Origin of the sequence: Bradyrhizobium sp. SSBR45G, from assembly GCF_030159255.1 — a bacterium.
Taxonomy (GTDB): Bacteria; Pseudomonadota; Alphaproteobacteria; order Rhizobiales; family Xanthobacteraceae; genus Bradyrhizobium.
Genome location: NZ_BSCT01000006.1, coordinates 37,195 through 62,402 on the forward strand (window position 1 = coordinate 37,195; position 25,208 = coordinate 62,402).

22 protein-coding genes and 1 pseudogene are annotated in these 25,208 nt (G+C 63.7%); 21 read left to right on the top strand and 2 right to left on the bottom strand.

Features of this window, described 5'->3' with window-relative positions:
* Window positions 1-15 precede the first annotated feature (15 nt).
* The 8 genes from QQL87_RS09865 to QQL87_RS09900 all read left to right on the top strand — a co-directional run bounded on the left by QQL87_RS09865 (window position 16) and on the right by QQL87_RS09900 (window position 8,279).
* The gene (locus tag QQL87_RS09865) at window positions 16-630 is read left to right on the top strand and encodes a hypothetical protein (RefSeq protein WP_284417320.1); all 615 of its coding nucleotides are present in this window, start codon (window positions 16-18) and stop codon (window positions 628-630) included.
* Window positions 631-647: 17 nt separating this feature from the next.
* Window positions 648-1,517: a branched-chain amino acid ABC transporter permease gene (locus tag QQL87_RS09870; RefSeq protein WP_284417321.1), complete on the top strand. Its 870-nt coding sequence runs from the start codon at window positions 648-650 to the stop codon at window positions 1,515-1,517.
* Window positions 1,514-2,464 carry a branched-chain amino acid ABC transporter permease gene (locus tag QQL87_RS09875; RefSeq protein WP_284417322.1) on the top strand — a complete coding sequence of 317 codons (951 nt, stop codon included), beginning with the start codon at window positions 1,514-1,516 and terminating at the stop codon, window positions 2,462-2,464. The genes QQL87_RS09870 and QQL87_RS09875 overlap by 4 nt, the downstream gene beginning before the upstream one ends.
* Window positions 2,461-4,077, top strand: a complete 1,617-nt coding sequence (locus QQL87_RS09880) for an ATP-binding cassette domain-containing protein (RefSeq protein ID WP_284417323.1) — start codon at window positions 2,461-2,463, stop codon at window positions 4,075-4,077. Before QQL87_RS09875 ends, QQL87_RS09880 begins: the two co-directional genes overlap by 4 nt.
* 1 nt (window position 4,078) lies before the next feature.
* A complete protein-coding gene (locus QQL87_RS09885) occupies window positions 4,079-5,296 on the top strand; it encodes a YlbE family protein (RefSeq protein WP_284417324.1) in 1,218 nt (405 codons plus the stop codon).
* A 2-nt stretch (window positions 5,297-5,298) separates the two neighbouring features.
* On the top strand, window positions 5,299-6,438 hold the full coding sequence (locus tag QQL87_RS09890; RefSeq protein ID WP_284417325.1) for an ABC transporter substrate-binding protein: 1,140 nt from the start codon (window positions 5,299-5,301) through the stop codon (window positions 6,436-6,438).
* A 27-nt stretch (window positions 6,439-6,465) separates the two neighbouring features.
* Window positions 6,466-7,485: an FAD-binding oxidoreductase gene (locus QQL87_RS09895; RefSeq protein ID WP_284417326.1), complete on the top strand. Its 1,020-nt coding sequence runs from the start codon at window positions 6,466-6,468 to the stop codon at window positions 7,483-7,485.
* A 473-nt stretch (window positions 7,486-7,958) separates the two neighbouring features.
* Window positions 7,959-8,279 carry a DUF736 domain-containing protein gene (locus QQL87_RS09900; protein ID WP_006611602.1) on the top strand — a complete coding sequence of 107 codons (321 nt, stop codon included), beginning with the start codon at window positions 7,959-7,961 and terminating at the stop codon, window positions 8,277-8,279.
* A 282-nt stretch (window positions 8,280-8,561) separates the two neighbouring features.
* On the opposite strand, the gene QQL87_RS09905 is transcribed toward QQL87_RS09900, so the two are convergent.
* Together QQL87_RS09905 and QQL87_RS09910 are read right to left on the bottom strand one after the other, a co-directional pair.
* On the bottom strand, window positions 8,562-10,712 hold the full coding sequence (locus QQL87_RS09905; RefSeq protein WP_284417327.1) for a methyl-accepting chemotaxis protein: 2,151 nt from the start codon (window positions 10,710-10,712) through the stop codon (window positions 8,562-8,564).
* Window positions 10,713-11,449: 737 nt separating this feature from the next.
* Window positions 11,450-11,707, bottom strand: coding sequence for a helix-turn-helix domain-containing protein (locus QQL87_RS09910; RefSeq protein ID WP_284417599.1), 258 nt, complete (start codon window positions 11,705-11,707; stop codon window positions 11,450-11,452).
* A 178-nt stretch (window positions 11,708-11,885) separates the two neighbouring features.
* Between QQL87_RS09910 and QQL87_RS09915 the strand changes: the two genes are divergently transcribed.
* The 13 genes and pseudogenes from QQL87_RS09915 to QQL87_RS09970 all read left to right on the top strand — a co-directional run bounded on the left by QQL87_RS09915 (window position 11,886) and on the right by QQL87_RS09970 (window position 25,075).
* On the top strand, window positions 11,886-12,164 hold the full coding sequence (locus QQL87_RS09915; protein WP_284417328.1) for a DNA -binding domain-containing protein: 279 nt from the start codon (window positions 11,886-11,888) through the stop codon (window positions 12,162-12,164).
* A 169-nt stretch (window positions 12,165-12,333) separates the two neighbouring features.
* Window positions 12,334-12,522 (top strand): transcriptional regulator domain-containing protein, encoded by a 189-nt coding sequence (locus QQL87_RS37245; RefSeq protein ID WP_502871149.1) that lies wholly within the window; start codon window positions 12,334-12,336, stop codon window positions 12,520-12,522.
* A gap of 58 nt (window positions 12,523-12,580) precedes the next feature.
* Window positions 12,581-13,102 carry a DUF2285 domain-containing protein gene (locus QQL87_RS09920; protein WP_284417601.1) on the top strand — a complete coding sequence of 174 codons (522 nt, stop codon included), beginning with the start codon at window positions 12,581-12,583 and terminating at the stop codon, window positions 13,100-13,102.
* A gap of 136 nt (window positions 13,103-13,238) precedes the next feature.
* Complete coding sequence (locus tag QQL87_RS09925; protein ID WP_284417329.1) at window positions 13,239-13,541, top strand: helix-turn-helix transcriptional regulator; 303 nt, start codon at window positions 13,239-13,241, stop codon at window positions 13,539-13,541.
* 2 nt (window positions 13,542-13,543) lie between these two features.
* A complete protein-coding gene (locus QQL87_RS09930) occupies window positions 13,544-14,425 on the top strand; it encodes a replication initiator protein A (protein WP_284417330.1) in 882 nt (293 codons plus the stop codon).
* Window positions 14,426-14,714: 289 nt separating this feature from the next.
* Complete coding sequence (locus QQL87_RS09935; RefSeq protein WP_284417331.1) at window positions 14,715-15,179, top strand: DUF2840 domain-containing protein; 465 nt, start codon at window positions 14,715-14,717, stop codon at window positions 15,177-15,179.
* Window positions 15,176-15,688 carry a S26 family signal peptidase gene (locus tag QQL87_RS09940; protein WP_284417332.1) on the top strand — a complete coding sequence of 171 codons (513 nt, stop codon included), beginning with the start codon at window positions 15,176-15,178 and terminating at the stop codon, window positions 15,686-15,688. The genes QQL87_RS09935 and QQL87_RS09940 overlap by 4 nt, the downstream gene beginning before the upstream one ends.
* 835 nt (window positions 15,689-16,523) lie before the next feature.
* Window positions 16,524-18,284, top strand: a complete 1,761-nt coding sequence (locus QQL87_RS09945; RefSeq protein WP_284417333.1) for a relaxase/mobilization nuclease domain-containing protein — start codon at window positions 16,524-16,526, stop codon at window positions 18,282-18,284.
* A gap of 18 nt (window positions 18,285-18,302) precedes the next feature.
* Window positions 18,303-20,291: a conjugal transfer protein TraG gene (locus QQL87_RS09950; protein ID WP_284417334.1), complete on the top strand. Its 1,989-nt coding sequence runs from the start codon at window positions 18,303-18,305 to the stop codon at window positions 20,289-20,291.
* Between the two features lie 11 nt (window positions 20,292-20,302).
* Window positions 20,303-20,731 (top strand): annotated as a pseudogene (locus QQL87_RS09955) (ribbon-helix-helix domain-containing protein).
* Window positions 20,732-20,922: 191 nt separating this feature from the next.
* Window positions 20,923-22,899 (top strand): cache domain-containing protein, encoded by a 1,977-nt coding sequence (locus QQL87_RS09960; RefSeq protein ID WP_284417335.1) that lies wholly within the window; start codon window positions 20,923-20,925, stop codon window positions 22,897-22,899.
* A 249-nt stretch (window positions 22,900-23,148) separates the two neighbouring features.
* Window positions 23,149-23,673, top strand: coding sequence for a ribbon-helix-helix domain-containing protein (locus QQL87_RS09965; RefSeq protein WP_284417336.1), 525 nt, complete (start codon window positions 23,149-23,151; stop codon window positions 23,671-23,673).
* A 43-nt stretch (window positions 23,674-23,716) separates the two neighbouring features.
* The gene (locus tag QQL87_RS09970; RefSeq protein ID WP_284417337.1) at window positions 23,717-25,075 is read left to right on the top strand and encodes an MFS transporter; all 1,359 of its coding nucleotides are present in this window, start codon (window positions 23,717-23,719) and stop codon (window positions 25,073-25,075) included.
* The last annotated feature ends 133 nt before the right edge of the window (window positions 25,076-25,208 follow it).

Sequence of the window (25,208 nt, forward strand, 5' to 3'; positions counted from 1 at the left end):
AAGGAGATTTCGAACGTGTCGAGCAAAAGTCCTATTCATCCCGGCGCCGTGGCCTGGACTGGTGAAAACCCCGGTATCTATCTGAAGGACACGCAGGACGGCCCGTGGACCGGGTTGATGTGCTTCTTCCGCATCTTCTACTCCGCGTACGGCATGGGTAGCGGCATCGTCGTGCTGGATCAGCCGGGCGTCGCCAAGGGCCGTCCCGAAGTCGACAATTTCTGCATCAGCGACAACGAACCGCTCGCCAAATATCTGATCGCCGAGTTCTTCTCGAAATTTGCGGCTTTCCGGGTGTCGCCTGGTATCGGCGCGGTGACGCACCTGCCGATGATCGCGTGCCGCCGCGAAGGCAGCACGCTGTCGACCTATTCGGAGATCGTGCGCAGCGCCGACGTCGAAGTGGTCGCGACCTGGTCGAAGCTCAGCGCCCCCTATGCGGTCGATATGCCGGCGGAAAATGGCTCGACCAAGATCCACCAGATGTACAGCCTGTTCCTCGACGCGGGCGAGGGCTCGGTGACCATCAACGGCCGCCCGCTGGCCGGCAAGGTGATGCAGCGCGATTTCGCCGGAACGCGCAAGAGCACCGCGTTCCTCGCGTTTTCCGAATCCTGGATGCAGGTCTAGCGCGCGAAGGAGGACCGATGTCCGACGCCTTGCAGTTTCTCATCAGTGGACTGGTGGTCGGCAGCATCTATGGGCTGATCGGCGTCGGTTTCACCTGCATCTACAACGTAACCGGCATCGTCAATTTCGCGCAGGGCGATTTTGCGATGGTGGGCGCGATGAGCGCGATCGCGCTGAACGTCGCCGGCGCGCCGCTGTGGCTGGCCATCCTGCTCGCTATCGTGATCACCTGCGCGGTTGCGGTGCTGATCGAGCGCATCGCGATCCAGCCCGTCCGGGGCGATGTGATGCGCGGTATCATCGTCACTATCGGGGTCGGGGTCGTGCTGCAAGGCATCGCCGCGATTATCTGGGGCACCGACGCGCAGCCGATGCCGGCGTTCTCCGGCGAGAAGCTGATCCACCTGCTGGGCGCAACGGTGATGCCGCAGTCGCTGTGGGTGATCGGCATCGGCATCGTGGCGATGGGCGGCCTCGATCTGCTGTTTCGCCGCACCTACCTCGGCCAGATGTTCCGGGCCTGCGCGATGAATCCGTTCGCGGCGCGACTGGTCGGCATGAAAGTCGAGACCATGAGCCTGGTCGGCTTCGTCATGTCGGGAGCGCTCGGTGCGATCGCCGGAATCGTGATCGCGCCGATCGCGTTGACCCAGTATGACACTGGCCTGCAACTCGGCATCAAGGGCTTCGTCGCCTGCATCGTCGGCGGCTTCGGCGGCCCGATCGGCGCCGCCGTCGGCGGCCTCGTGCTCGGCGTGCTCGAGGCGTTCTCCGCAGGCTACGTCAGCTCGGGCTACAAGAACGCGATCGCGTTCGCACTGCTGCTCGGCTTCCTGCTGTTCCGTCCCGGCGGCCTGCTCGGCGACTATGATCGGGTGCGCGCATGACGTGGTGGCGCATCCCCGCTCTGATCATCGCTCTCCTGGCCTGCGCTGCGACCGGCAACGGCTACCTGGTCAGCCTGCTGGTGGTGATCGGCCTGCAGGCGCTGCCCGCCATCGGGCTCGCGCTGATCGCCGGCTTCACGGGCCAGATTTCGCTCGGCCACGCCGCCTTCTACGGACTCGGAGCCTATGGCGCTGCGCTGATCGGCAAATGGCTCGGCATTCCCGCTTGGCTCGATATCCTGCTATCGACCGCCGTGGTGGCCCTGCTGGCCTGGGCGATCGGCTGGCTCGTGTTCCGTCTCAAAGGTCACTATCTGGCGATGGCGACGCTGGCGTTCGGTATCATCGTCCAAATCTGCTTCGTCGAAATGCACGGGGTCACCGGAGGTCCGGATGGGCTGACCGGCATCCCGCCGCTCCGCCTGTTCGGGTTCACCCTCGGCAACGATTTCGCCATGCTGCCGGTCGTGTGGCTGGCGACGATCGCCGCGATCCTCGGCGCGCAGAATCTCGTGGCGTCGCCGACCGGCCTCGCGATGCGGGCGATCTCGGAAAACGAAGCCACGGCGCGTTCGCTCGGTAACGACGTGCAGTCGACCAAGCGCTTGATCATGATGGTCAGCGGCCTGTTCTGCGCACTCGGCGGCGGACTCTACGCTCACTACATCGGCTATCTCAGTCCAGGTCCGTTCGACGTCGGCTTCTCGATCAAGCTCCTGCTGATGGTGGCGATCGGCGGTTTCGCCGATGTCTGGGGCGTGCTGATCGGCGTCATCTTCATCACCTTGATTGGCGAGCTGCTGAAGCCGCTCGGCGCGTACGACATCGTGGCCTATGGCGCGTTGCTCGTCGTCAGCGTGATCTATTGTCCCGACGGATTGCCGCGCGGCATCGCGACGTTGGCATCGCGCGCTCGGCGGACGGGCGCGGCGGGGAGCATGCGATGAGCGGGCCGCTTCTCTCGATCCAGGCCGCATCTGTGCAGTTCGGTGCCTTCCGGGCGCTCACCGACGTCAGCTTCGACGTTGGCGCCGGCGAATTGGTCGCGCTGATCGGCCCCAACGGCGCCGGCAAGACCACGCTGCTCAATGTCCTCTCCGGTGAGATCATCCCGCAGACCGGCTCGGTGCGGTTCGACGGCGAAACGATCACCGGCGAAGCACCGCACGATATCGTCGCGCGGGGACTGGCACGCACCTTCCAGGCTGCCGAACCGTTCCAGCGGCTCTCGGTGCGCGAGAATGTCATGGTGGGCGGTGTCCCGCGTCATCGTCTCGGGCTGCTGCCGTCGATGATCGGCCGCGGCGCGGAGCTGCTCAGCCATGGCAAACTGCGGCGCGAGGCCGATGCGCATCTCGCCGCGGTCGGGCTGTACGAGCTCGCCGACCAGTCCGCGTCGATCCTGACCGCCGGGCAGCGCCGGCTGCTCGGCATAGCGCGGGTGCTCGCCTCGGGCGCGCGCATGCTGGTGCTCGACGAGCCCGGTGCCGGCCTGAACGATCTGGAGAAGCGCGCGCTCGGCGACATCATCCTGTCGCTCTCGCGTGCCGGCAAGACCATTCTGTTCATCGATCACGACATGCCGCTGGTGAGCCGGCTGGCGCGGCGCATCCTGGTGCTCGACCAGGGCCGCATCATCGCCGACGGCGAGCCGGCAGCTGTGCGTCGAAATCCGCAGGTGCTCGAGGCGTATCTCGGCCGCCGTGACACCGCGCCGGAGGCGCCGAAGGTGATCCGCGCCGTCGCACCGCCGCTGCTCGAGATCGGCAGCCTCGACGTCAATTATGGCGGCCTGCGAGCGCTGGATCGCGTCTCGCTCGGCGTCGGCCGCGGAGAGATCGTTGCGCTGGTCGGCGCCAACGGCGCAGGCAAGAGCAGCCTGCTGCGGGCGGTCGCCGGCGTGGAGCCCTGCACCGCCGACAGGATGACGTTCGACCAGGTCGACCTGCGCGGCGTCGCTGCGGACCGGCGTGTCGCGGGCGGCATCAACCTGGTGCCGGAGGGGCGCGCGCTGTTCGGCTCGCTCACGGTGCTGCAGAACCTCGCCGCCGGCCGCTACGCGCTGCGCCGGACACGGGGCTTTCATCATGTGATCTGGCGCAGCGCTGCCGAGCGGCACGGCTTCGAGCAACGGCTGGAAACCGTGTACCAGCTGTTTCCGGTGCTGAAGGAGCGTGCCGATCAACTCGCTGGAACGCTCAGTGGAGGCCAGCAGCAGATGGTGGCGATCGGGCGCGCTTTGATGGGCGAGCCCAAACTGCTGATGCTCGACGAGCCGTCACTCGGGCTCGCGCCGCAGGTCCTCACCGAGATCCTGCGCTGTGTCGAGCGGCTGCGCAACCAGGGGCTGACGATCCTGCTGGTGGAGCAGAACGTGACCGCCGCGCTGTCGATCGCGGATCGCGGCTACGTGCTCGCCAACGGACGAGTCGTCGCGGAGGGGCCTGGCCGTACGCTGCTGCAGGACCACCACCTCTCCGAGGCCTATCTCGGCTCGAGCGAGGTCGAACCGGACGGCGCGCACGCGGGCCGCAACGCCGTCGCGATCAACGGAGGCTGATTTGTCCGAGCATGACCCGGCTGCGATCGCACGCCCAGCCGAGACCAGCCTTCATCCTGCGGACCGCGCCGCGCTGGCGCGGATGCACGCGGTACGACCGGTCTGGCGCGGCGTCGCATCTGCCAGGGACCTCATCGCGTTTCCGGACCGGACGATTCTTCATGCCGGACCGCCGGTGCGCTCTGGTGCGATCGCGGCGCCGATCCTCAACAGCACCGTGATGGCGATCCTGTTCGAAGGTTGGGCCAAGGACGAGACGGCGGCCCGCGCGATGCTGACGCACGGCGAGGTGCAACTGGCGCCGGCGCAGGATGTCGGCGCAATGGTGCCGCTCGCGGCGGCGCTGTCGCCCAACATGGCGGTGCAGATCGTGGCCGATGCCGCCGATGCGGCGAACACCACGTATAGTCCGCTCAACGGCGGCATGGCGCTGGCGCAGCGGCTGGGGCTCTGCAGTCGAGAGGTGCTGACGCATCTGCGCTGGATGAACGGCAATCTCGCCGCGACGCTGGAGATCGTTGCCGACGACGACATCTCGCTGATCGAGATCGCCGACCGTGCGCTGATGGAGGGCGACGACTGCCATTCGCGCACGGCGGCGGCGACGCGCCGGCTGATCGAGCGGATCGCGCCGCGGCTCGGCGGCGACACGCCGGAGCGCCGATTTCTGGACAGGGCTTCTGCGTTCTTCCTCAATCTCTGGATGGCCGCGGTGAAATGCATCGCCAACGCCGGGGTGGGCGAGGGCAGCAGCATCATCACTGCGCTCGGCGGCAACGGTGTCGATTGCGGCATCAAGCTCGGCGGCAGCGGCGGGCGCTGGTTCGTCGCACCGGCTGAGCCACCCGAAGGCAATCTGCTGCCAGGATTTCAGAGCAGCGATCGCCTCGGTGCGATCGGCGACAGCGCGTTGGTCGATGCCACGGGCTTCGGCGCCATGACCGCAGTATCGCTCCCGCAAGCCCGCGGCCCCGCGAGCGACCGCGCGGACGTGCTGCCCGCGGTTCATCGCGGATTCGAGCGCAGCGGGATCAAGGTCGGAACGGTCGCCCGCGCCCTCGTGAGAGGCGGCACACCGCTTGATATCGTGCTCGGCATTCTCGATCGCAACGGACACAACGGCCGCATCGGCGGCGGAATCTACCGGCCGCCGCTGCATCCGTTCACCGCCGCGGTCGCTTCGCTCGCACCCACGACCTTACCAGCCCAGGGGATCTGACGATGAATACCAAAGCCATGCTGGCTGCGCTGATGCTCATCACGGCCGCCACCGCCACCCGCGCGGACGACACCATCAAGATCGGTGGCCTGCTCGAGACCTCCGGGCCGCTCGCCTCGCTCGGCCAGCCCGGACTCGAAGGCGCAATGCTTGCCATCGAGCAGATCAACGCCAGAGGCGGCATCGCCGGCAAGAAACTCGAACTCGACAACGTCAACACGGAGGGCGACAACACCAAGTCGGTCACCGCCGCCAAGCGGCTGCTGGAACAGAGCGGCGTGGTCGCTCTGGTCGGTCCGATGAACAGCGGCTCGTCCTACGCGATCAGCGACACCGTGCAGAACGCGTCGACACCGATGATCTCCAACGGCGGCTCCCGCGGCATCGTCATGCCGGCGCAGGACAAGAAATGGCTGTTCCTGTCGCCGCTCACCGACGTGTTGGTGCAGAGCGTCATGATGACGGACATGCAGAAGCGCGGAGCCAGGAAGATCGCGCTGCTGCACGCCGACTCGCCGTTCGGCACCAGCGGTCGCGACCAACTCGTCAAGAATGCGGAATCATTCGGCCTGACGATCGTCGCGCAAGAATCCTACGCCAATGCCGATAAGGATATGACGCCGCAGCTCACCAAGATCCGCAGCGCGCAGCCGGATGCGGTGGTGATCTGGGCGACCGGTCCGGGGCAGGCGATAGCGGCGAAGAACTACCGCCAGCTTGGTCTCACCGCTCCGCTGTATATGTCTCACGCGGCCAATGACTTTAATTTCCTCAGGCTCGCCGGCGGATCGGCCGACGACGTGCTGATCCCGTCGTCGAAGATCTACGTGATCGAGTCGCTCAAGGACTCTGATCCGCAGAAGGCCGCGCTGCAGAGCTTCGTGACCGATTACCAGAAGAAGTATGGCAAGCCGCCGGCGACCTTTGCGGGCAACGCCTATGATGCTGTCAACATGATTGCCGCCGCGATCGGCAAGGCGGGCGCGGACCGCGGCAAGATCCGCGATGCCATCGAAGGCCTGAAGGACTTTGTCGGTGTGACTGCGGTGTATTCTTACGGTCCGGACGACCATTTCGGCGCCAAGGCCGACAGCGTCGTGATGCTGACGGTGAAGGACGGAAAGTTCTCGCTCGCACAGTGAGCGCGTGCAGCCGACAGGAGTGAACCGATGCCCACCGTTTCTCTCATCTTTGTGGATGGCGACTGCGCTCGCGTCGAGGCGAAGCCCGGCGAGACCATTCTCGCCGCCGCGCGCCGCGGTGGAATCGCGCTCAGTTCAGACTGCGAAATCGGCGACTGTCAAACCTGCCGGGCGACGTGCCTGGGCGGCGCTCTGGACTACGAGGAAGGAACCTCGGTGTCGCTGTCGCAGGACGAGATTGACGCCGGCGAGATGCTGCCCTGTGTTGCGCTCGCCCGCAGCGACGTGCAGATCCAGTTGCCCTATGAGCGCGCCAAGCTGATCCCGGCGAAGCCGTTTTTGGCGAAGATCGAAAGCGTCGAACGGCTGAGCGCGTCGGTGGTCCGGGTCGTCTATCGGACGCTCGGACTGTCGCCGATCAGGTTCCTACCGGGCCAATACGTCAATCTGCAAGTGCCGGGGACGGCGGAATGGCGCTCCTACTCGATGGCGAACTCGCCTGGCGACGATCGTGGCTTGGAGTTTCTGGTCCGTCTGATCGACGACGGTGCAATGTCGCGCTATCTGACCGAGCGGGCCGCACCTGGCGATGTTGTTCAATGCCGTGGCCCGCAAGGTGTTTTCTATCTGAGGTCCAGCGATCGGCCGGTACTGATGGTGGCCGGAGGCACGGGCGTGGCGCCCATGGTGTCAATGCTGCGGCAGATGAAGGCGACCGGCGAAAACCGCGAGGTCACGCTGTGCTTCGGCGTCAATACCGCCGGTGATCTGTTTTTCCTTGACGAGCTGCGCGAGATCGCGCGTGCCATCTCCAAATTGGATTTGCGAATCTCGGTTGCTACGGGGCCGTGCCCAGCCGACATCAGCCAGGGGGTGGCGCCCGACTTGATCGGGCCACGATCTTTGGATGGATACGATGTCTATCTATGCGGCCCGCCAGCAATGACCGACGGTGCGCGCCGCGTCGCAATCGAGCTGGGGGCTGCTCCCGACAGCATCATTGCCGAGCGGTTCGTGGCAGCTGGTGTCCCAAAGCGAGCAGCCTAACTATCGAGGACGAGCCACGTCCTTCTGGAGCTTGCGACCCACCGCGGAACGAACTTTTCCAGCCCAAGGCATTGGCTGATAGGCGTGAGGCATGTCTCTGGAAACAGGGCGGAAACCGTCACGCGCTTTTCTTGTCGGCGGTTTCTGATCGTACGCCTGGCTCGTCCGCCGTCTTGTGCGGCCGCAGCTCACCATGTCTCTCCTGGAAGCTGATCGGGACGGCGACGCACCTTGCCTCGTGATGGCTTGATCTGGCCGAAGACCGGCTGCGCCTCGATCGCCTGAGCGCAACGCCGCCGGCCAACTTTCTTCCCCTGGGCGGAGCCGCCCATTCCTCGCGGGGCAAGAAAGTTGTCCGGCGTCGTCCTCCGCTGCCGCTCCGGCCCTTCGGGTGCGCCGTCGATCGCCGTTCGCCCGAGATGCGCCATCGAGGCCGCGGTGGTCGCGGCCCGAACCAGCCAAGGAGAGACAACATGGCTTCCATCGGTTCCTTCAAGAAGGTCGGCGACGATTTCCAGGGCGAGATCATCACCCTGAGCCTCAAGGCCAAGGGCGTGCGCATCGTCCCCGAAGCCAACCGCTCCAGCGAAAACGCGCCCAGCCACCGCGTCTACGCAGGCCGGGTTGAAATCGGTGCCGCCTGGGCGCGCCGCTCCGAGGAGGGACGCGACTATCTCTCGCTCAAGCTCGACGACCCCTCCTTCAACGCTCCGATCTACGCCAACCTCTTCGACGACGAGGGCGGCGAGGGCTACACGCTCCTCTGGTCGCGGCCGCGCAAGACGGCGGAGTGAGTCCACAGATTGCTCCGTCCGGGTAACCCGGGCGGAGCAAAAGAGGAAAGATCACTAGACGAGCTATTGGTGAAGTGGCGCCAGGGTTGGCGTCAGATATCGCGTTTTGCCGCTGCCGAGCGGCTGACGCCGGTCTATAAGGCAAAAAGGGCGACTGTAACCTGATTGGGTTTGTCGAGTCGTCATCGAGCGTAAGCTGCCGTCGGCATAGTTGCCAATCAGTGCGCCTTCACAATAAAGCAACACCCGATCCATGCTGCGGGGAGTGCTGCTAGCCGCTGCTCAGGCGCGCCGTACGTTGCTGAGGAATCGGCCGACCTCCTGCCGCAGCCGGTCGCTCTCCTGCGACAGCGATTGCGCCGCCGACAGCACACCGCCAGAGGCCGATCCAGTCTGCGCGGCACCGCGCTGCACGTCGACGATGGTGCTGTTCACCTCGGAGGTGCCGCGGGACGCCTCCTGGATGTTGCGCGAGATTTCCTGCGTCGCCGCGCCCTGCTGCTCGACGGCGGCGGCGATGGTCGACGAGATTTCCGACAGCCGCTCGATGGTGGTGCTGATCCCCTTGATCGCCGACACCGACTCCTGGGTGGCCGACTGGATGCCCGAGATCTGCTGGGCGATCTCTCCGGTCGCCTTCGAGGTCTGCTCGGCGAGCGCCTTGACCTCGGAGGCCACCACGGCGAAGCCGCGGCCGGCATCGCCGGCGCGCGCCGCCTCGATCGTGGCGTTGAGGGCCAGCAGATTGGTTTGGCCGGCGATGGTGTTGATGAGCTCGACGACGTCGCCGATCCGTGCAGCGGCCTTCGACAGCTCGTTGACGCGGTCATTGGTGTGGCGGGCCTGGTCGACGGCGCCGGTGGCGATCCGCGCCGATTCCTGCACCTGCCGGCTGATCTCGGTCACCGACGAGGTCAGCTCCTCGGTGGCAGAGGCGACCGACTGCACGTTCGTCGAGGCTTGCTCGGACGCCGCGGCGACGGTGGTGGCCAGCTCCTGGGAGCGGGTCGCGGTCGATGACAGCGTGCCGGCGGACGTCTCGAGCTGGGACGAGGCCGTGGACACCGTCTGCACGATGCCGCCGATCGCGCTTTCGAACTCGCTGGCGAGCTTGTTCATCCCGGCCTTGCGCGTGACCTCGGCGGAGCGCTGCACCGCCTTCACCTCCTCGCTGTTGAAGCGGACGATGGATTGCACGGTCTGCAGGTTGCGGAGCGCCTCGCCGATCTCGTCGTCGCGCTCCACCGGAATGCGGTTGTCGAGCTTGTTCTGGACGATGTTCTGCATCGCCTCATTGAGCGCCTTCATCGGCCGCAGCACCGCGCGGATGCTCTGCAGGCTCAAGACGGCGCCGAGCCCAAGGCCGGCCAGCATCATCGCCGTGACCAGCGCGAGCAAGCCGAGGTAACGGCTCTCTGTTTCCTCGTAGAGCGACTTGCCTTCCTTGATCTGGATGTCGACGAGCTTGTCGAGATCTTTCTTCGCGGCCTCGAACAGATCATGTGCCTTGGTGGCGATATGCTGGCTCGCCTCGTCGAACTTGCCCTGCTCGAGCAGGGCCAGTCCTGGCCTGATGCCTTCCTCGAGATAGGCCTTGCGCTTGACCGCATAGGAATCGGCCACCGCCTTCTCTTCCGGCGTCAGGTAGCTCGCCATGTAGTCGGCCCAGACCTTGGAAATCCTGGCGCTGTTTCCATCCACGAGCGTCCTGATGCCGTCGATCGACTTTCCGGCCTTGCCGTTTGCCGCTGCGGACTGTTGCGACGACATGTTATGCAGCGTGCGGTCGTTGATCTCGAACAGCTGCGAAAGCGGTATCGTGCGATCCTCGTACAGCGACTTCATGCTGATGTTGGTGGCGCGGGTCGACAGCAGGCCGGCTGCGCCGATCATGAGCATGAAGATGCCCAGCACAACGGCGAGCGTCGTCAAGCGTGCCTTCACGGTCCCGGTGAAGAGTGACAGATGGTCGAACACCGAGCGGCGGCGGATGATGCCGGCGCTGATCGCGTAGTCCTGCCCCTTACCCTGATGCAGGAGGGAGTAGACCCGCTCGGCCTCGGCGCGCTGGTCGGCCGGCAGCTTGGTGCGGATCGAGGTGTAGCCGGTGATCTCGCCATTCTCGCGGATGGCGGAGGCGGTCGCCAGCACCCAATAGTAGTCACCGTTCTTGCGGCGGTTCTTGACCGCGCCGGCCCACGGCTTGCCTTGCTTCAGCGTGTCCCAGAGGTTGGCGAACGCCGCCTCCGGCATGTCGGGATGGCGGATGATGTTGTGCGGCTGGCCCATCAGCTCGTCGGGCGTGAAGCCGGCGGCATCGACGAACTGGTCGTTGAAATAGGTCAGCCTGCCCTTGAGGTCGGTGCGCGAGACGATCAGCGTCTCGTCGGTGATCGGGTATTCGGTGTTGGTGACGGGCAGGTTCTTGCGCATAATTAAACCCCATCAGGCCCGGAACACGCGGTCCGGATGAAGATTTCGAATTCAAATTGAGAATACGTCGGTTAGCTAAATTAAGAATGAAGTATGATTGCCGTATTTCTACGTAGCCCGCAGTGGCAGACGTTTGCAGGGCGGAGCCGACTATGATTCATCCATTGCACCTAAGACATATGCGCGGCCGCCGCATTCGCAAATACTGATATAGTCCTTCAGGCAGTTCTAGCGGAAGCTCTACGTCATAGTGCCCTCCATGTCTGTAGCCAACACGCTTGTTCCAAGAGAGGAAGCCTTCGTTAGTCGCGTCATTGGCAGTCGCGATCTGTCGCAGATAGTTATGTCACGCTGGGCGAAGCTTGAAACATCCTGATGCGTGTGCGCTCGTTCGCGGAAACAGTCTACGATGTGAACAAGTAGTCAAAGGGCGGCTCGGGACTCTGAGGGGCCGATACAGCCGCAAGACAATTGCGGTGGGTGCTCATGATTTCGAGGGCTCCGTTCCGGGACGGCGCATGGTACCGAAATTCACCAAATTGGGATGGCGGCTGAGCTATCTATCGCCTCGTCACCGGGGGCGACGGCGAGCCGTCGCCGGAAGCCGCTATGTATGTGATGAGCGTCAGCCTGGCACCCAAGTGCTTGTTTGAGATCGACCCGGAACCCGGCCGTACCTCGTGCGATGGTGATGTTTACGCAGGATTGCGACGCCAAATTTTGGGCACGCTTTGGCATTACCGGTTCTGAATACGGCGCGCCTTCTTCTTGGAATCAACAGTAGGCGGGGCCGGCTTCAACAGGTCTGCCGGCTCGACGCCGAGGCCACCCGCGAGAGCGGCGAGCACGTCGATCGAGACGGCATTGCGGCTTCTTTCAATCATGCTGATATAGGTCCGATCGATATCGGCGCGATGGGCGAGTTCTTCCTGCGAAACGCCTTTGCTTTGGCGCAGGCGCTTCAAGTTGGCGGCCAGGACGTCTCGGATATTCATCTCCAAGGCAGCACAGGCTTGTCGAGTATTTAACCACGGAGTATTTTCTACAAAGTGAGACCAAATGCTTGAATATGTTGGCTAATGGTGCCCGGCTTGGATCTCGGGCAGGGCTCGTCTCGCTTCTCCGCTCGGCCAAGAACGATCGTTGTGTTTTGCCTTAATAGGTTTCTGACCGATGCCCTTTCCCCCGCTCGATCCCGATGTCGCCGACACGGCGCCGACCGATCCCATTCTGACGCCCTACGACGAGGAGCACCTCGTCACGTATCTGCGCCTCCTCGACGCAGAGGCGGACAATGCGGACTGGGAGGAGGTTGCCCAGGTCGTTTTACATATCGATCCGAGCCGGGAACCCGAGCGTGCGCGCCGCGCGTATGACACCCATCTGGCCCGGGCGAAGTGGATGTCAGAGGAGGGGTACAATCACTTGCTACGCGGACCTCCTGAGACCTGACGTTGTGCAACCATTGCGGAACTCAGTCGTTTCAAGCAATCGTGTAGTTAGATTCAATCGATAGTCCGCACTACTTTACCGATACGAGTCAAGAATCTGCACTGCAATCACAAATGGTGCCATCATTAGGATATTGCGTTGCAGTCCTTAAACTGATGAGGACTGAACGATGTCGGAATTTGATTGGCGTGCACCCAGGGCCTACGCGAACATGTATCGCGCGGACCGTCCAGGTTTCGCTTGGGAATACGTTCGCCGATCACCGAACTATCGTACGCAGTTTTCGGCAATCGTTCATCCTGACCACAATTCCTCAGCCAGATTTCGAAAGCACTGGGGGTTGATATTTCGCAGCTGATCCCGCGCTCTCCTTCGACGCTCAGATCGTCTTCTGGGCGCCCGAGCGGTTGTCGACCGTGCTGGCGCTTACTGAACTCGACAAGCGCATGCCGGTCGTCACGCCGACGGTGAAGCTTCCGTCGTTTGCGCCGGATCAGCTCCGGCGCGCGCCGGACGGCTGGCATGTCGTCTTGCGTCTCGGTGCAAATGAGCATCGCGTCTGGCTGCAGAGGAAGCCGCTGACGACGGTGTCCTATGCTGTACTGCTGCCGTACGATCGCGACTTCAAAGTGCGCAACGAGGCCGCGGACCGGCTCTGGCGTGCGCTTCGGGCGAGACCGCCTGGTCCTGTCTCGGATGGCTTGTCTGAGCAGCGCCGAACGCGCCTCGTGCTGACGTTGCGCGCGCTCGATGGCTGGCAGCAGGGCAACAGCTATCGGACGATCGCGGAAGTACTGTTCGGCGCGGCGCGCATCTCGGCGCGCGCATGGAAGACGCATGAGGTGCGTAGCCAGACCATTCGATTGGTGAAGAATGGTCTGGCGCTGATCCGCGGTGGCTATCAGCAGCTGCTGCGTCCACCGCGCAAGGAAGAATAGATCGTCTACGATCGAGGGGTGCCGGAAATGGCACCCTCGATCTGCGGCATCCCTGTTCGCTGGCCTACGCCTCCATCCTGACCGTCGACGCGCTGAACTACTCGCAAGCGCGCAGGTCTGTCCTGGAGGTTGCCAGATGTCCGATTCCTTGGCCGGTCTTCCGCCGCGCTTTCTTCGCACACCCGAGGCTGCCCGCTATCTCGGTCTGTCCGGCCGCACGCTGGAGAAGCATCGGACCTACGGCACGGGGCCGGCCTATCGCAAGATCGGCGGCCGCGTCGTCTACGCGATCGATGACCTGAAAGCCTGGGCCGACCGGGGCACCAAGACGTCGACCGCCGACCCCGGCCAAGGGACCGTGCTGCCGGCCAAGAGGCATCCGGGTCTCATTCCCTATGCCGGGCAGGAGCGTCGTGCGTCGCGGGCAGGGCGGGCTTGAACGTGCGAGGTTTGCGTAAATCCGAGCGCGCCCAGCTCGATCTGTTTCGCGCGCTGCCCGGCGACCTGGCGCCGCGTGATGCGCAGGATCTGATGGCCTATCCGTTCTTCTCGCTGGCAAAGAGCAAGCGCGTGGTGCCGATCGATTTCCGCGCCGGATCCGTCGCGATCCGCGTCGAGGCCGTGGCGGAGCACGGGATGGCGACCATCTGGGACGCCGACGTTCTGATCTGGGCGGCCTCGCAGATCGTCGAAGCGCGTGATGCCGGACTGAAGACGTCGCGCCTGATGGCGGCCACGCCATACGAGATTCTGTCGTTCGTCGGCCGCGGCACCGGCGTGCGCGATTACGATCGTCTGAAGGCAGGACTCGACCGTCTGCAGTCGACCACCGTGCTCACGTCGATCCGTCAGACGACAGAACGGCGGCGGCACCGCTTCTCCTGGATCAACGAGTGGAAGGAGACCGCGGACGCCCATGGAAAGCCATCCGGGCTGCAGCTGATCCTGCCCGATTGGTTCTATTCAGGCGTCATCGATGATGCGCTCGTGCTGACGATCGACCGCCAATATTTCGCACTGACGGGCGGTTTGGAGCGCTGGCTTTATCGTCTCGTGCGCAAGCATGGCGGTCACCAGGACGGCGGTTGGAGCTTCGATCTCGGCTATCTCCACGCCAAGTCCGGGAGCCTCTCACCGCTCAAGCATTTCGCCTATGACCTGCGCGAAATCGTCCGCCGCCAGACATTGCCCGGCTACGAGCTCGTGCTCACGCGCGATCCCAACGGAACCGAGCGGCTGAACTTCGCGACCACCGTCGCAGACCCCGTCGTGCGCCGCTTCGCCAAGCATCATCGCTCGAGCCCTGCGGTGGACAAGCTGTGAATAGTCTCGTGCTATCGGGGACCGGAAGACTCGTGCCATCGGGGACCGGATCCTCGTGCTATCAGGGACCGAAATCGGTCTTAAGCCATTGCCGCGGCGTGTCTTTTCGGCCCTCTAACTTACCTAACTGCAAAATCCTTCGGATTTTGTCTAACGGACCCCGTCCGCGGCCCGCCTGTGGGCGCTCAAGAGCCTGGCGCCGGCGGCCCTCGGTGACCTCCGAGGCCAGCCTTGCGGGCACGTGCCGGGCGCTCACCGCCATCCAGATCCCATCGAAAAGGATGAGCCGATGAGCCAGCTGACGTGCGTCCAATTGCTGTGGCTGCAGGGGAAGATCGAGAACCGCATCCGTTTCGGGCGGACCGTGCAGGAGCTACGGCTCGATCACTATCGCCGGGTTGTCTCGTTCACACCTGGCAGCGTCTTTGCGTTCGTCCGCTGGTCGTCGAATGACTACGGCACGGTGCTGTCGCGGATCGACATTCTGCAGGCCGTGCAGGTTGGCGAGGCATGCGCGACCGTCCCATTCGTCGGTCCTGGGGCCGCCATTCTGCTGCAGGCTTTCGGCTGGCCGAAGGTCGAGCGGGTGCTGCAGCATATCGACGCGATCGAGGCGCTCGGCATCGATCCGGCTGACGCTGCACCAGATCATTGGCGGCACGTTCAGAACCGCCTGGCGAGCAACGAGCCGCCGCGTCCGTACACGCCGCTGCGGCATCGCGCCTGGCTCCACCGCCGGAGCGTGATGCCATGACGAGGCGGCTCCCGATCGTCATCGCCGTGTTTGCCGGTGTATCGCTGATGGCAGGTGCCGGGCAGTTGCGATCGCGTCCGCTGTTCATCTGGAACGTCTCCGAGAGCGTTCCCATCGGGCTCTATGCGGTGCAGCCGGTTCGCCAATGGTACGTCACCGAACTCGTCGTGGTGCTGCCGCAAGGCGCGCTGGCGGAATGGCTCGCTGATGGCGGATACCTGCCGAAAGGCGTGCCGATGTTGAAGCGAATTCTCGCTCTTCCCGGCCAGACCGTCTGCCGCCGCGAACATGTAATCATCGTCGACGATGTCGAGGTCGGCGTCGCGCGAGAGAGCGACAGCCGTGGCCGTCCGCTGCCGGATTGGCACGGCTGCCTGATCATTAGCGATGGCCAGGTCTTTCTCATGAACTGGCAGTCCGATAGCTCGTTGGACGGCCGATATTTTGGTCTGACCGCAACGTCGGACGTCATCGGACGTGCAGTTCCCGTGTGGACCAGGGAGCCATGATGATGCACTCGGTCTGCGCTCGGCTTGCAGAGGAACTGCCTGATCTGGAGCATTGGCACCACGGTGCGCGGGCTCCTAGCAGCGGTGCTAGCACCAGTGTTAGCAATCCTGCTATCGCCCGTTCCGGCATCGTATCCGACGGAGTTGATGCGCCTATATGCCGGCTGTCGCTCGACGAGTTGATCAGGCGATCGAGAACTCGGAGCGCTGCCGCAGTGCATCTCGCGTGCGCGTTTGGCGCCGGGTCCGCCTGCAAAGTTGGTCGTTCCCCGCACGATGGAGATGACCGAGTGGCGCGGTACGGCGGTCTCGCGGGTGACGCTGGGACAGCACCGTTTCTACGGGGTAGCCTTCTCGTTCCGGCTCTTCGTTTGCGCCGATTTCTGCATGTTTTCTGCACGGTTGGACGTCGTTCTCCCGTCAACCGTCCGCGCAATGTTGAGCAGCGCCGCGATATCCCCGATTCGCGACAGCTGACGGATCTATGGGCTTCCAACGTCACGGTGTGCCAACGAAACGGCTGGTCGCTTCACATATCGGTGGCAACGAACGTTCGCGACTTGTTTCATGGCCGCTGTTGCTTCTACGGACTATCCGGGACTACGACAAAAAGCGCGAACCTGCGAACTAATAGGGGCCAAGGAAGCCGGGCGGAAGCGGTCGACGTTTCAGGGCAAGATAAAAACGGCTCGCCGGTTGAACGGCAAGCCATTGACATGGCTTGCGTTCAACCGTGCCGGTCGGTCGGAGCGCGTGCCACGCTCTGTGTTTTCAGTAGCGAGATCAATGTTGTTTTCGGCACCGTAGCCGAAGTCTTAGCCGCGAGGCAGCGCGCATGAGCACGAGCGAGCGCGAGTTCCGCATCCGCCCAGGGCGCATTCGTCAGGGGCGTAGCACGAAGGCGAAGAGCTTCATCAACCGCGTGCTGCGCGCCGCCAATGCCTCAGGCCATGTCGCTCCCTTGTCGGTGATCAATGGACGCCATGCGGTGCGGGCTCATTCGACTTTCGGCCGGGGCCGGCTCAGCTTCAGTCGTGAGCGCCTGCTCGCCCCGGCGCGCCGCGTCACGGTCAAGGCGCGCATCGCAAGGCACATGGGCCGTGCGTTTAGGTCAGCGCCGCTGGCGACGCATCTGGCCTACCTCAAGCGGGACGGGGTCACCCGCAGTGGTGAGCCGGCACGAATGTTCGATGCGAGAGGCGATCAAGCGGACGAGGCTGCATTCTCGGCGCGGGGCAGGGGCGACCGGCATCATTTCCGGTTCATCGTCTCGCCCGAGGACGCGGCTGACATGGTGGACCTCAGGGCCTTCACCCGCGACCTGATGCGGCAGATGGAGGCCGATCTCTCGACCCGGCTGGAGTGGGTCGCGGTCGATCATTGGAACACGGATAACCCGCACATCCATGTGCTCGTCCGCGGCGTTGACGAGACGGGCGCGGATCTCGTCATCTCCCGGGACTATATCAGCCGCGGCCTACGCTCTCGCGCCGAGGAACTGGTTGCGCTCGAGCTCGGGCCGAAGCCGGAGCACGAGATCCGCAACGCGCTGGAGAAGGAGATCACAGCCGATCGCTGGACGCGGCTCGATCGCGAGATACGGATGGTGGCCGACGAGGTCGGTGCCATCGATCTCCGTCAAGTCGTGCCCGGTCTTCCGGATCGGCAAGTCGTCGGACTGATGCGCGGACGTCTGCAATATCTCGAGCGCCTGGGGCTCGCGACTGCGGCCGGCCCGAACGAGTGGCTGGTCGAACTCGGGGCCGAGCGGAAGCTCCGGGAGCTGAGCACGCGCGGGGACATCATCAAGACCATGCATCGGGCGTTCGCTGTCCGCGGCGAGGAGCGCGCTGTGGCGGATTACGCGATTGACGGCTTTGATGACCGATCGCCGATCGTGGGCCGGCTGGTCGACCGTGGGCTGCATGACGAGCTCACGGGTGAAGCCTATGCCGTGATCGATGGCGTGGATGGCCGGGCGCACCATGTCCGCTTTCGTGGGATTGAAGCCTTTGCGCAGGCGCCGGCGGTCGGAGGCATTGTTGAGGTCCGCCGCTTCGGTGGACCGGATGAGGGACGGCCCACTTTGGTGCTGGCGACGCGATCCGATCTCAGCCTGGCCGACCAGGTCACGGCCGAGGGGGCGACCTGGCTCGATCATCGGCTGGTCGAGCGGGAGCCCATGCCGCTGGCCCTTGGTGGCTTCGGGGCCGAGACGAGGGACGCGCTCCGGGCCAGGGCCGAGCATCTCGCAGACCAAGGTCTGGCCCGGCGACAAGGTCAGCGGATCGTCGTTCAACGGGATCTCTTGAAGACGTTGCGGCAGCGGGAGCTCGACACTGTCGGCGCCAAATTGTCGGCCGAGCTCAAGGTCCCGCATCTGTCGGTCGCGGCCGGTGCGCCGATCGCCGGGACCTACCGCCAGCGGCTCGTGCTCGCCTCCGGGCGATTTGCCATGATCGACAATGGTCTCGGCTTCTACCTCGTGCCGTGGTCGCGCGAGATCGATCATCGGCTCGGCAAGTCCGTCACGGGCCTCGCCAAGGCTGGCGGCATCGAGTGGCAGCTCGGTCGCAAGCGCGACCTCGGTCTCTAGCCCAATCGGGAGGAATACATGCCTGCGACCAGGATCCTGTGGGGCCAAGTCCTTGCCGTCGCGTTGATCGTTCTCGTCGCGATCTGGGGCGCGACCGAATGGACGGCGTGGCGGCTCGCGTTCCAGCCGCGATTGGGACCGCCCTGGTTCATCCTTGCTGGATGGCCGGTCTATTGGCCGTCGGCGTTCTTCTGGTGGTGGTTCGTCTATGACGCTTACGCCCCCGGTGTGTTCACCGAGGGCGCTGCCATCGCCGCTCTCGGCAGCCTCATGGCAGTTGCTGCCGCGATCGGCATGTCGCTGTGGCGGGCGCGGGAGGCGCGGATCGTTGCGACCTACGGCTCGGCGCGCTGGGCCGAGCCAGGGGAGGTGGAGACAGCGGGGCTCCTCGGTGAGGACGGGGTCGTGCTGGGACGGCTGGGGCCGCGCTATCTGCGTCATGACGGACCGGAGCATGTGCTGTGCTTTGCGCCGACGCGCTCCGGCAAGGGTGTGGGACTCGTGGTGCCCTCGCTGCTGACGTGGTCAGGATCGGCCATCGTGCACGACATCAAGGGCGAGAACTGGCAGCTCACGGCCGGCTTCCGCGCGCGGCATGGCCGTGTCCTGCTGTTTGGCCCGACCAACCCGAATGCCTCGGCCTACAATCCGCTGCTCGAGGTCCGGCGCGGCGCCTTCGAGGTGCGCGACGTCCAGAACGTCGCCGACGTGCTGGTCGATCCGGAAGGTTCGCTCGACAAGCGCAACCATTGGGAAAAGACCAGCCACTCGCTCCTGGTCGGAGCCATCCTCCATGTGCTCTACGCCGAGCCCGACAAGACATTGGCTGGCGTTGCAGCCTTCCTGTCCGATCCGAAGCGTCCGATCGAGGCGACGCTGATGGCCATGATGGCGACGCCCCATCTGGGCGAGGCGGGACCTCATCCCGTCATCGCGTCGACCGCGCGCGAACTCCTGAACAAATCCGAGAACGAGCGATCAGGCGTGCTGTCGACCGCGATGTCGTTCCTTGGACTCTACCGCGATCCTGTGGTGGCCGAGGTCACCGGCCGCAGCGACTGGCGTATCGCGGACCTGATCGCTGGCGAAGATCCGGCCACGCTGTATCTGGTGGTCCCGCCATCGGACATCTCCCGCACCAAGCCGCTCATTCGTCTGGTGTTGAACCAGATCGGTCGCAGGCTGACGGAGGATCTGCAGGCGCGGGAGCGCCGCCATCGCGTGCTGATGATGCTGGATGAGTTTCCAGCGCTCGGGCGGCTCGACTTCTTCGAGTCTGCGCTGGCGTTCATGGCGGGCTATGGGATCAAGAGCTTCCTGATCGCGCAGTCGCTCAATCAGATCGAGAAGGCCTATGGGCCGAACAACGCGATCCTGGACAATTGCCACGTCCGCGTCAGCTTCGCTACCAACGACGAGCGGACGGCAAAGCGAGTTTCGGATGCGCTCGGCACCGCCACCGAAATGCGGGCGATGAAGAACTATGCCGGTCATCGCCTGGCGCCGTGGCTCGGCCACCTCATGGTCTCGCGCCAGGAAACTCCACGGGCGCTTCTGACGCCGGGAGAGGTGATGCAGCTGCCGCCCGCGGATGAGATCGTGATGGTCGCCGGCGCTCCGCCGATCCGGGCGAGGAAGGTCCGCTACTTCGAGGACCAGCGGCTGGTCTCGCGCATCCTGCCGCCGCCGGACATTGCCGGATCCCGGACGTTGCGGCGGGGTGACGACTGGTCGGCTCTGGCGCCGATCGCGCCGGCGCTGTCCAAGTCCGAGGAGAGATCTGCCGTCGGCGAGGATCAGGCCAATGGTGGATTGCGCCGGGAGCCGGAGTTGCCGGAGCACGTCGCGATCGTGAGTGAAACTACCGTCTTGGATCCGGTCGACGAGTTCTCGGTAGTGCTCGATGACGATGACCAGGTCGCGCTTTCTAGCGGTGGACATGATCCGACCATGGTGCGGGTCGCGCGGCAGGCGGCGCTCGATCCTGGCGACGATCTCGGTATCTAAGGGAAAATCCAATGCGCGATCGCATGAATGTCTACTTCCCGCCCGAGCTTCTGAAGCAGATCACGGAGCTCGCCGATCGCAAGAAGCTGTCGCGCTCGGCGATCGTGGAGGCAGCTGTGCTGTCGTTCCTGTCGCCCGACGGGGCTGACCGGCGCGAGGCGGCGTACACCCGCAGGCTCGACCGTCTTTCGCGGTAGATGCAGCGCCTCGAGCGCGATGTCGGCATCCTCGCCGAGACGCTCGCACTGTTCGTCCGGTTCTGGCTGACCGTGACGCCGCCGCTGCCGAACGAGGCGCAGTCCGCGGCGCAGCTCAAGGGCCGTGAGCGCTTCGAAGGCTTCGTGGAGGCACTCGGCCGGCGTTTGCAGAAGGGGCAGAGCTTTTTGCGGGAGATACCGGAAGATTTCGTCAGGAAGTCGCCGGAGGAGACTGGTGTCTGATCATCCAGATGACTGCGGAAAACATTCTTTGGGTCGGGGCTGATGCTGCGTGGGAACGGTGGACGAAAAGATGATGCCCGTAATTCAACAGTTGTCTTATTTAATGTTTGTGCAAGTTATTCGCATCAAGTTGATCAGGATGACTGCACCGGCGCCGTCATATCACTCCCCCCCAACTCTGTGGTGCGCGTATGCGGATCAGCCTGTCCGTTCGAATCTACGCGATTATTGGTTTGAGTTTCTGTGGCCTTATAGGCCTCGCGATCTTTCAAGCGGTCAATCTCTCGACCTCACTTCGGCTACAGCGGCAGAATGAGCTGGAACACCTAGTCCAGAATGCGCTCAGCATCGTCCGTGAGGAGTACGAGAAGTCTGAGCGTGAGAAGACGAGCGCCGCTGACGCCCAAAAGCTCGCAGCTGCGCGTCTCGCAAAGCTGCGATATGGCAATGGTGATTATTTCTGGATCAATGATCTGGCGCCGCGCATGATCATGCATCCGCTCAAGCCAGAGCTCAATGGTCAGGACCTCAGCGAAAATAAGGATCCGACCGGCAAGCGTCTGTTCGTGGAGTTTGCAGAGACGGTGATGAAGCGAGGCGCCGGCGTGGTCGACTACCAATGGCCGAAGCCTGGTAAGGATACGCCGCAACCGAAGCTATCCTATGTGGCCGGTTTTGAGCCCTGGGGGTGGGTCATCGGCACCGGGGTCTACATCGATGATATGCAGGCGCAGCTCTGGGAAAGCGTTCGCGAAGTCATCTGGACCGCCTTGGCGGTGATCGTCCTCATCGGTAGCATCACGCTGATGATCGCCCGTCGGACTTCGAAAGCGCTGGCGAGCATGACCGCGGCCCTCAACCGTCTGGGGAACGGCGATTTCGAGATCGAATTGCCAGGGGTTGCCCGGCGCGATGAACTTGGAGACATGGCTCGATCGATCGAGCAGTTCAAGCTCAAGTCAATCGAGAGAGCGAGCGAGATGGCCCGCGAGGAAAGCGAGCGGCTTCAATCCATGGATCGGATGAAGGCAAATGCCTTGCGAGACATGGCCGAGACGGTTGAACGCGAAACCAACAAGGCCGTTGGCGAGGTCGCCGGTGGAACTGACGAGATGGCGAGCAATGCATCATCGATGACCGAAAGCGCGCTGACGCTCGGCAAGAATAGCAGCAGTGTCGCTGCCGCCGCCGAGCAGGCGCTTGCGAACACCCAAACCGTTGCGCGGGCATCGGCTCAGCTGGCGGCGTCAATCTCGGAAATCTCCGCTCAGGTCAATTCATCGCGGGAATTGACGGCCCGCGCCGTATCGGCGTCTGCAGAGGCTCAATCGACCGTGGCGAAACTCTCAGAGGCGGCGAGCAAGGTCGGGGCGGTCACCAGCTTGATCAACGAGATCGCAGGTCAGACCAATCTACTCGCTCTGAACGCAACAATTGAGGCCGCTCGCGCTGGAGACGCAGGGCGTGGTTTTGCGGTTGTTGCCTCCGAGGTCAAGTCACTCGCTGAGCAGACCGCACGCGCAACGAGCGAGATTGCGCAGCAGATCAGCGAAATCCAGAACTCGACCCAGGCGTCGGTGGCGTCGATCGGGGCAATTGGTGAAGTCATTCGTAGCGTCGAAGCTGTCTCTTCGACGATCGCCAGCGCAATTCAAGCACAGAATGGCGTGACCCTGGAAATCTCACGCACCGTCGAGGAAACGTCACACGCCGCACGTGAGGTGGCCACACAAATCGCCTCGGTCTCGCAAGAGGCAACGGAGACTGGGCGTCGTGCCTCAACCATAAGGGATGGATCACTCGACATCGCCAAGAAGGTCGACGAACTGCGTGAAACGCTCGTTCGGGTCATCCGCACGTCGACGGGCGACGTCGACAGGAGGCGCTCAACCCGTGCAGATATTGGCAGGCCAGGCGTGATTACTGCCGATGGCAGAAATATCAATGTCATGGTCCGCGACCTCTCGCTCGGCGGCGCCATGGTCGAGCAGGTAGATGCCGCGTTTCCGCCCATCGATCGGCAGCTTGATCTCGCGATCGACGGAATCGGTGCCCATCTCACAGGGGCCGTTGCGCGGACGAACGGTCAATCAGCCGTGATCCTCTGGAAGCTGACTGGCGATCAGAAGAAGACCGTCGAGAACCTCATGGCTAGGCGGGCAGCATAGCGCGGTCGGGTTCCCTACGGGTCAGCAATGGTGGAATCCGGATCCCCGCTGATCACTCTGACCAGTTCTTTGCTCGACATAGCTGAAGGATCTGATTGACCGTTCGTTCGGCCGAGCTGTGTTAGGTGGGCTTGGAGAGGCAGATCTACGCTAGAGTTTCTTTTCCTACGCAGAACTGCGAGCGTTCAAAGCTCGTTCGTGCGAAGAGGCGAGCGACGACCTATCGACGGACCAAACGGGGTCCGAACGATGAAGAAAAAGATCACTCTGCAGCTCTCCGACGACGTTCTCGAACGTCTCAAAGGCGCCGCCAGCGAGCGATGTGTGAACCGCGCGATCCTCGTGGAGAAGGCGCTGGATCGCTTCCTCGCTGAGCCGATGGATGGCGGAGCGCCGCCGCAGGACCGAGTTGCCGGCCTCGAACAGCAGCTCGAGGAAATTCAGCGCGATCTGAGAGCGCTCAATGACACGGTCGCGCTTCACGCCCGCTATCACCTGGCATTGACGTCGCCGGCGCGCGACGGACCTGCCCAGGTTTCGGCGGATCGTGTTGGCGATGCACGTCATACCCGGCTCGGTGAGGTCGAGGTTCGCCAGCCTGTAACGGTTGGTCATTCCTTCCAGCAGGAAGACGAGGACTTGCCGTTCGGGGCTCCGACCAGTCGCGCAAGCTACGCTCGGACCACCGCGCCGATCGCCGAGGTGTCCTGGGGTGTGCCTGCCGCCGGGGAGGGCGGCGAGGACCCCTTTCGCCTTGCGCCGGGATTGCGCTGAGCAGTCGTACGGAAGAGGAGCCCGGGAGTCTGAGCCGGACTACATGTTCGGCAGGAGGGGCGTTGACGCCAAGCTCGGTGGTGCCGCAATCCCCGGCTGGGCTATTGTGGCTCTGGTGTTCATGCCGTTCGCGGCGGGCTATTTCCTGTCGTACCTGTTCCGGACGATCAATGGCGTGGTCTCCGAGCGCCTCGCCTCCGAGCTTGGGCTTAATGCGGCCGACCTCGGTCTGGTCACCGCGGTCTACTTCCTGGTGCTTGCGGCTGCCCAAATTCCGGTCGGAGTGATGCTCGATCGCTACGGTCCCCGGCGGGTTCAGAGCACGTTGCTTCTGGTCGCAGCGTTAGGCGCAGCCGCTTTCGCGCGGTCGACCGGACCACTGTCGCTGCTGATGTCCCGCGCCGTGATCGGGTTGGGGGTCGCGGCGGCTCTCACGGCAGGTCTGAAGGCGATCGTTCTCTGGTTTCCGCGTGAGCGTGTAGCGCTTGTAAACGGACACATGGTCATGCTCGGTGCGCTCGGCGCCGTGGCCGCCACGCTGCCGGCGGAAGCGGTACTGGGCAAGACTGGATGGCGGGACCTGTTCGATATCCTGGCCGTGACCACAGCGGGCACGGCAATCCTGATCTTCTTCCTGGTGCCGGAGCGCAGCCCCGAAGGTCCGTCAGCAACAGCTACAGGTGGTCTACGAGATATTCTGACCGACAGGCGGTTCTGGAAGATCGCGCCGCTATCGGGCGCTTGCATCGGATCTGCGTGGTCGATGCAGGGTCTCTGGGCGCCTGCCTGGCTGAAGGACGTGGAGGGCATGACGCGGTCGGAGGTGGTGACGGCGCTCTGTGCGACGGCGGTCGTGTTGAGTCTCGGGGCCTGGCTGCTTGGCATGGTCGCGAGTTGGACGCGCCGGAAGGGCATCAGGCCGGAGACATTGCTTGCATGCGTAGCAGTCCTCTTCATCTTGGCCCAACTGATGCTGGTGTTCCGACTACCTCTGCCGTCGATTGGTCCCTGGATGATGATCGCGATCGTTGGCTCCGCGACTGTGCTGAGCTTCGCGATCATCGCCGACTATTTTCCGAAGGAGATGGCTGGGCGAGCCAACGGCGTTTTGAACGTCGTGCATTTCGGGTGGGGTTTCCTCGCTCAATACGGGACAGGGCTTTTGCTTGCCCAATGGGCTCAGCATGACGGCCACTATCCGGTCATCGCGTATCAAGTCGTATTCGGCGTGAACGTGGCTCTTCAGTTACTCGCATTAATTTGGTCCGCTTTCGGTAAACCGCACCAAGCTGAGATTGCCTCATCGCTGTCAGGCAGGGGCATGAGACAAGAACAGCGGACGACGTGCACTGCAGAGCCCGTTGTCGAGATTGCCTTTCATCACGTTCGTCACGATTGGTGACACCGTGCGGACCATTTTATCATTGATCGAACGGGCGGCCTCGAAAGCTGAGGCCCGACTGCTGGTGCGCGCGTTCGGATATTTCCGTGCTCTGTTGCAATCACAGGCACGCAAAATTGTTGCTGAATTGAAA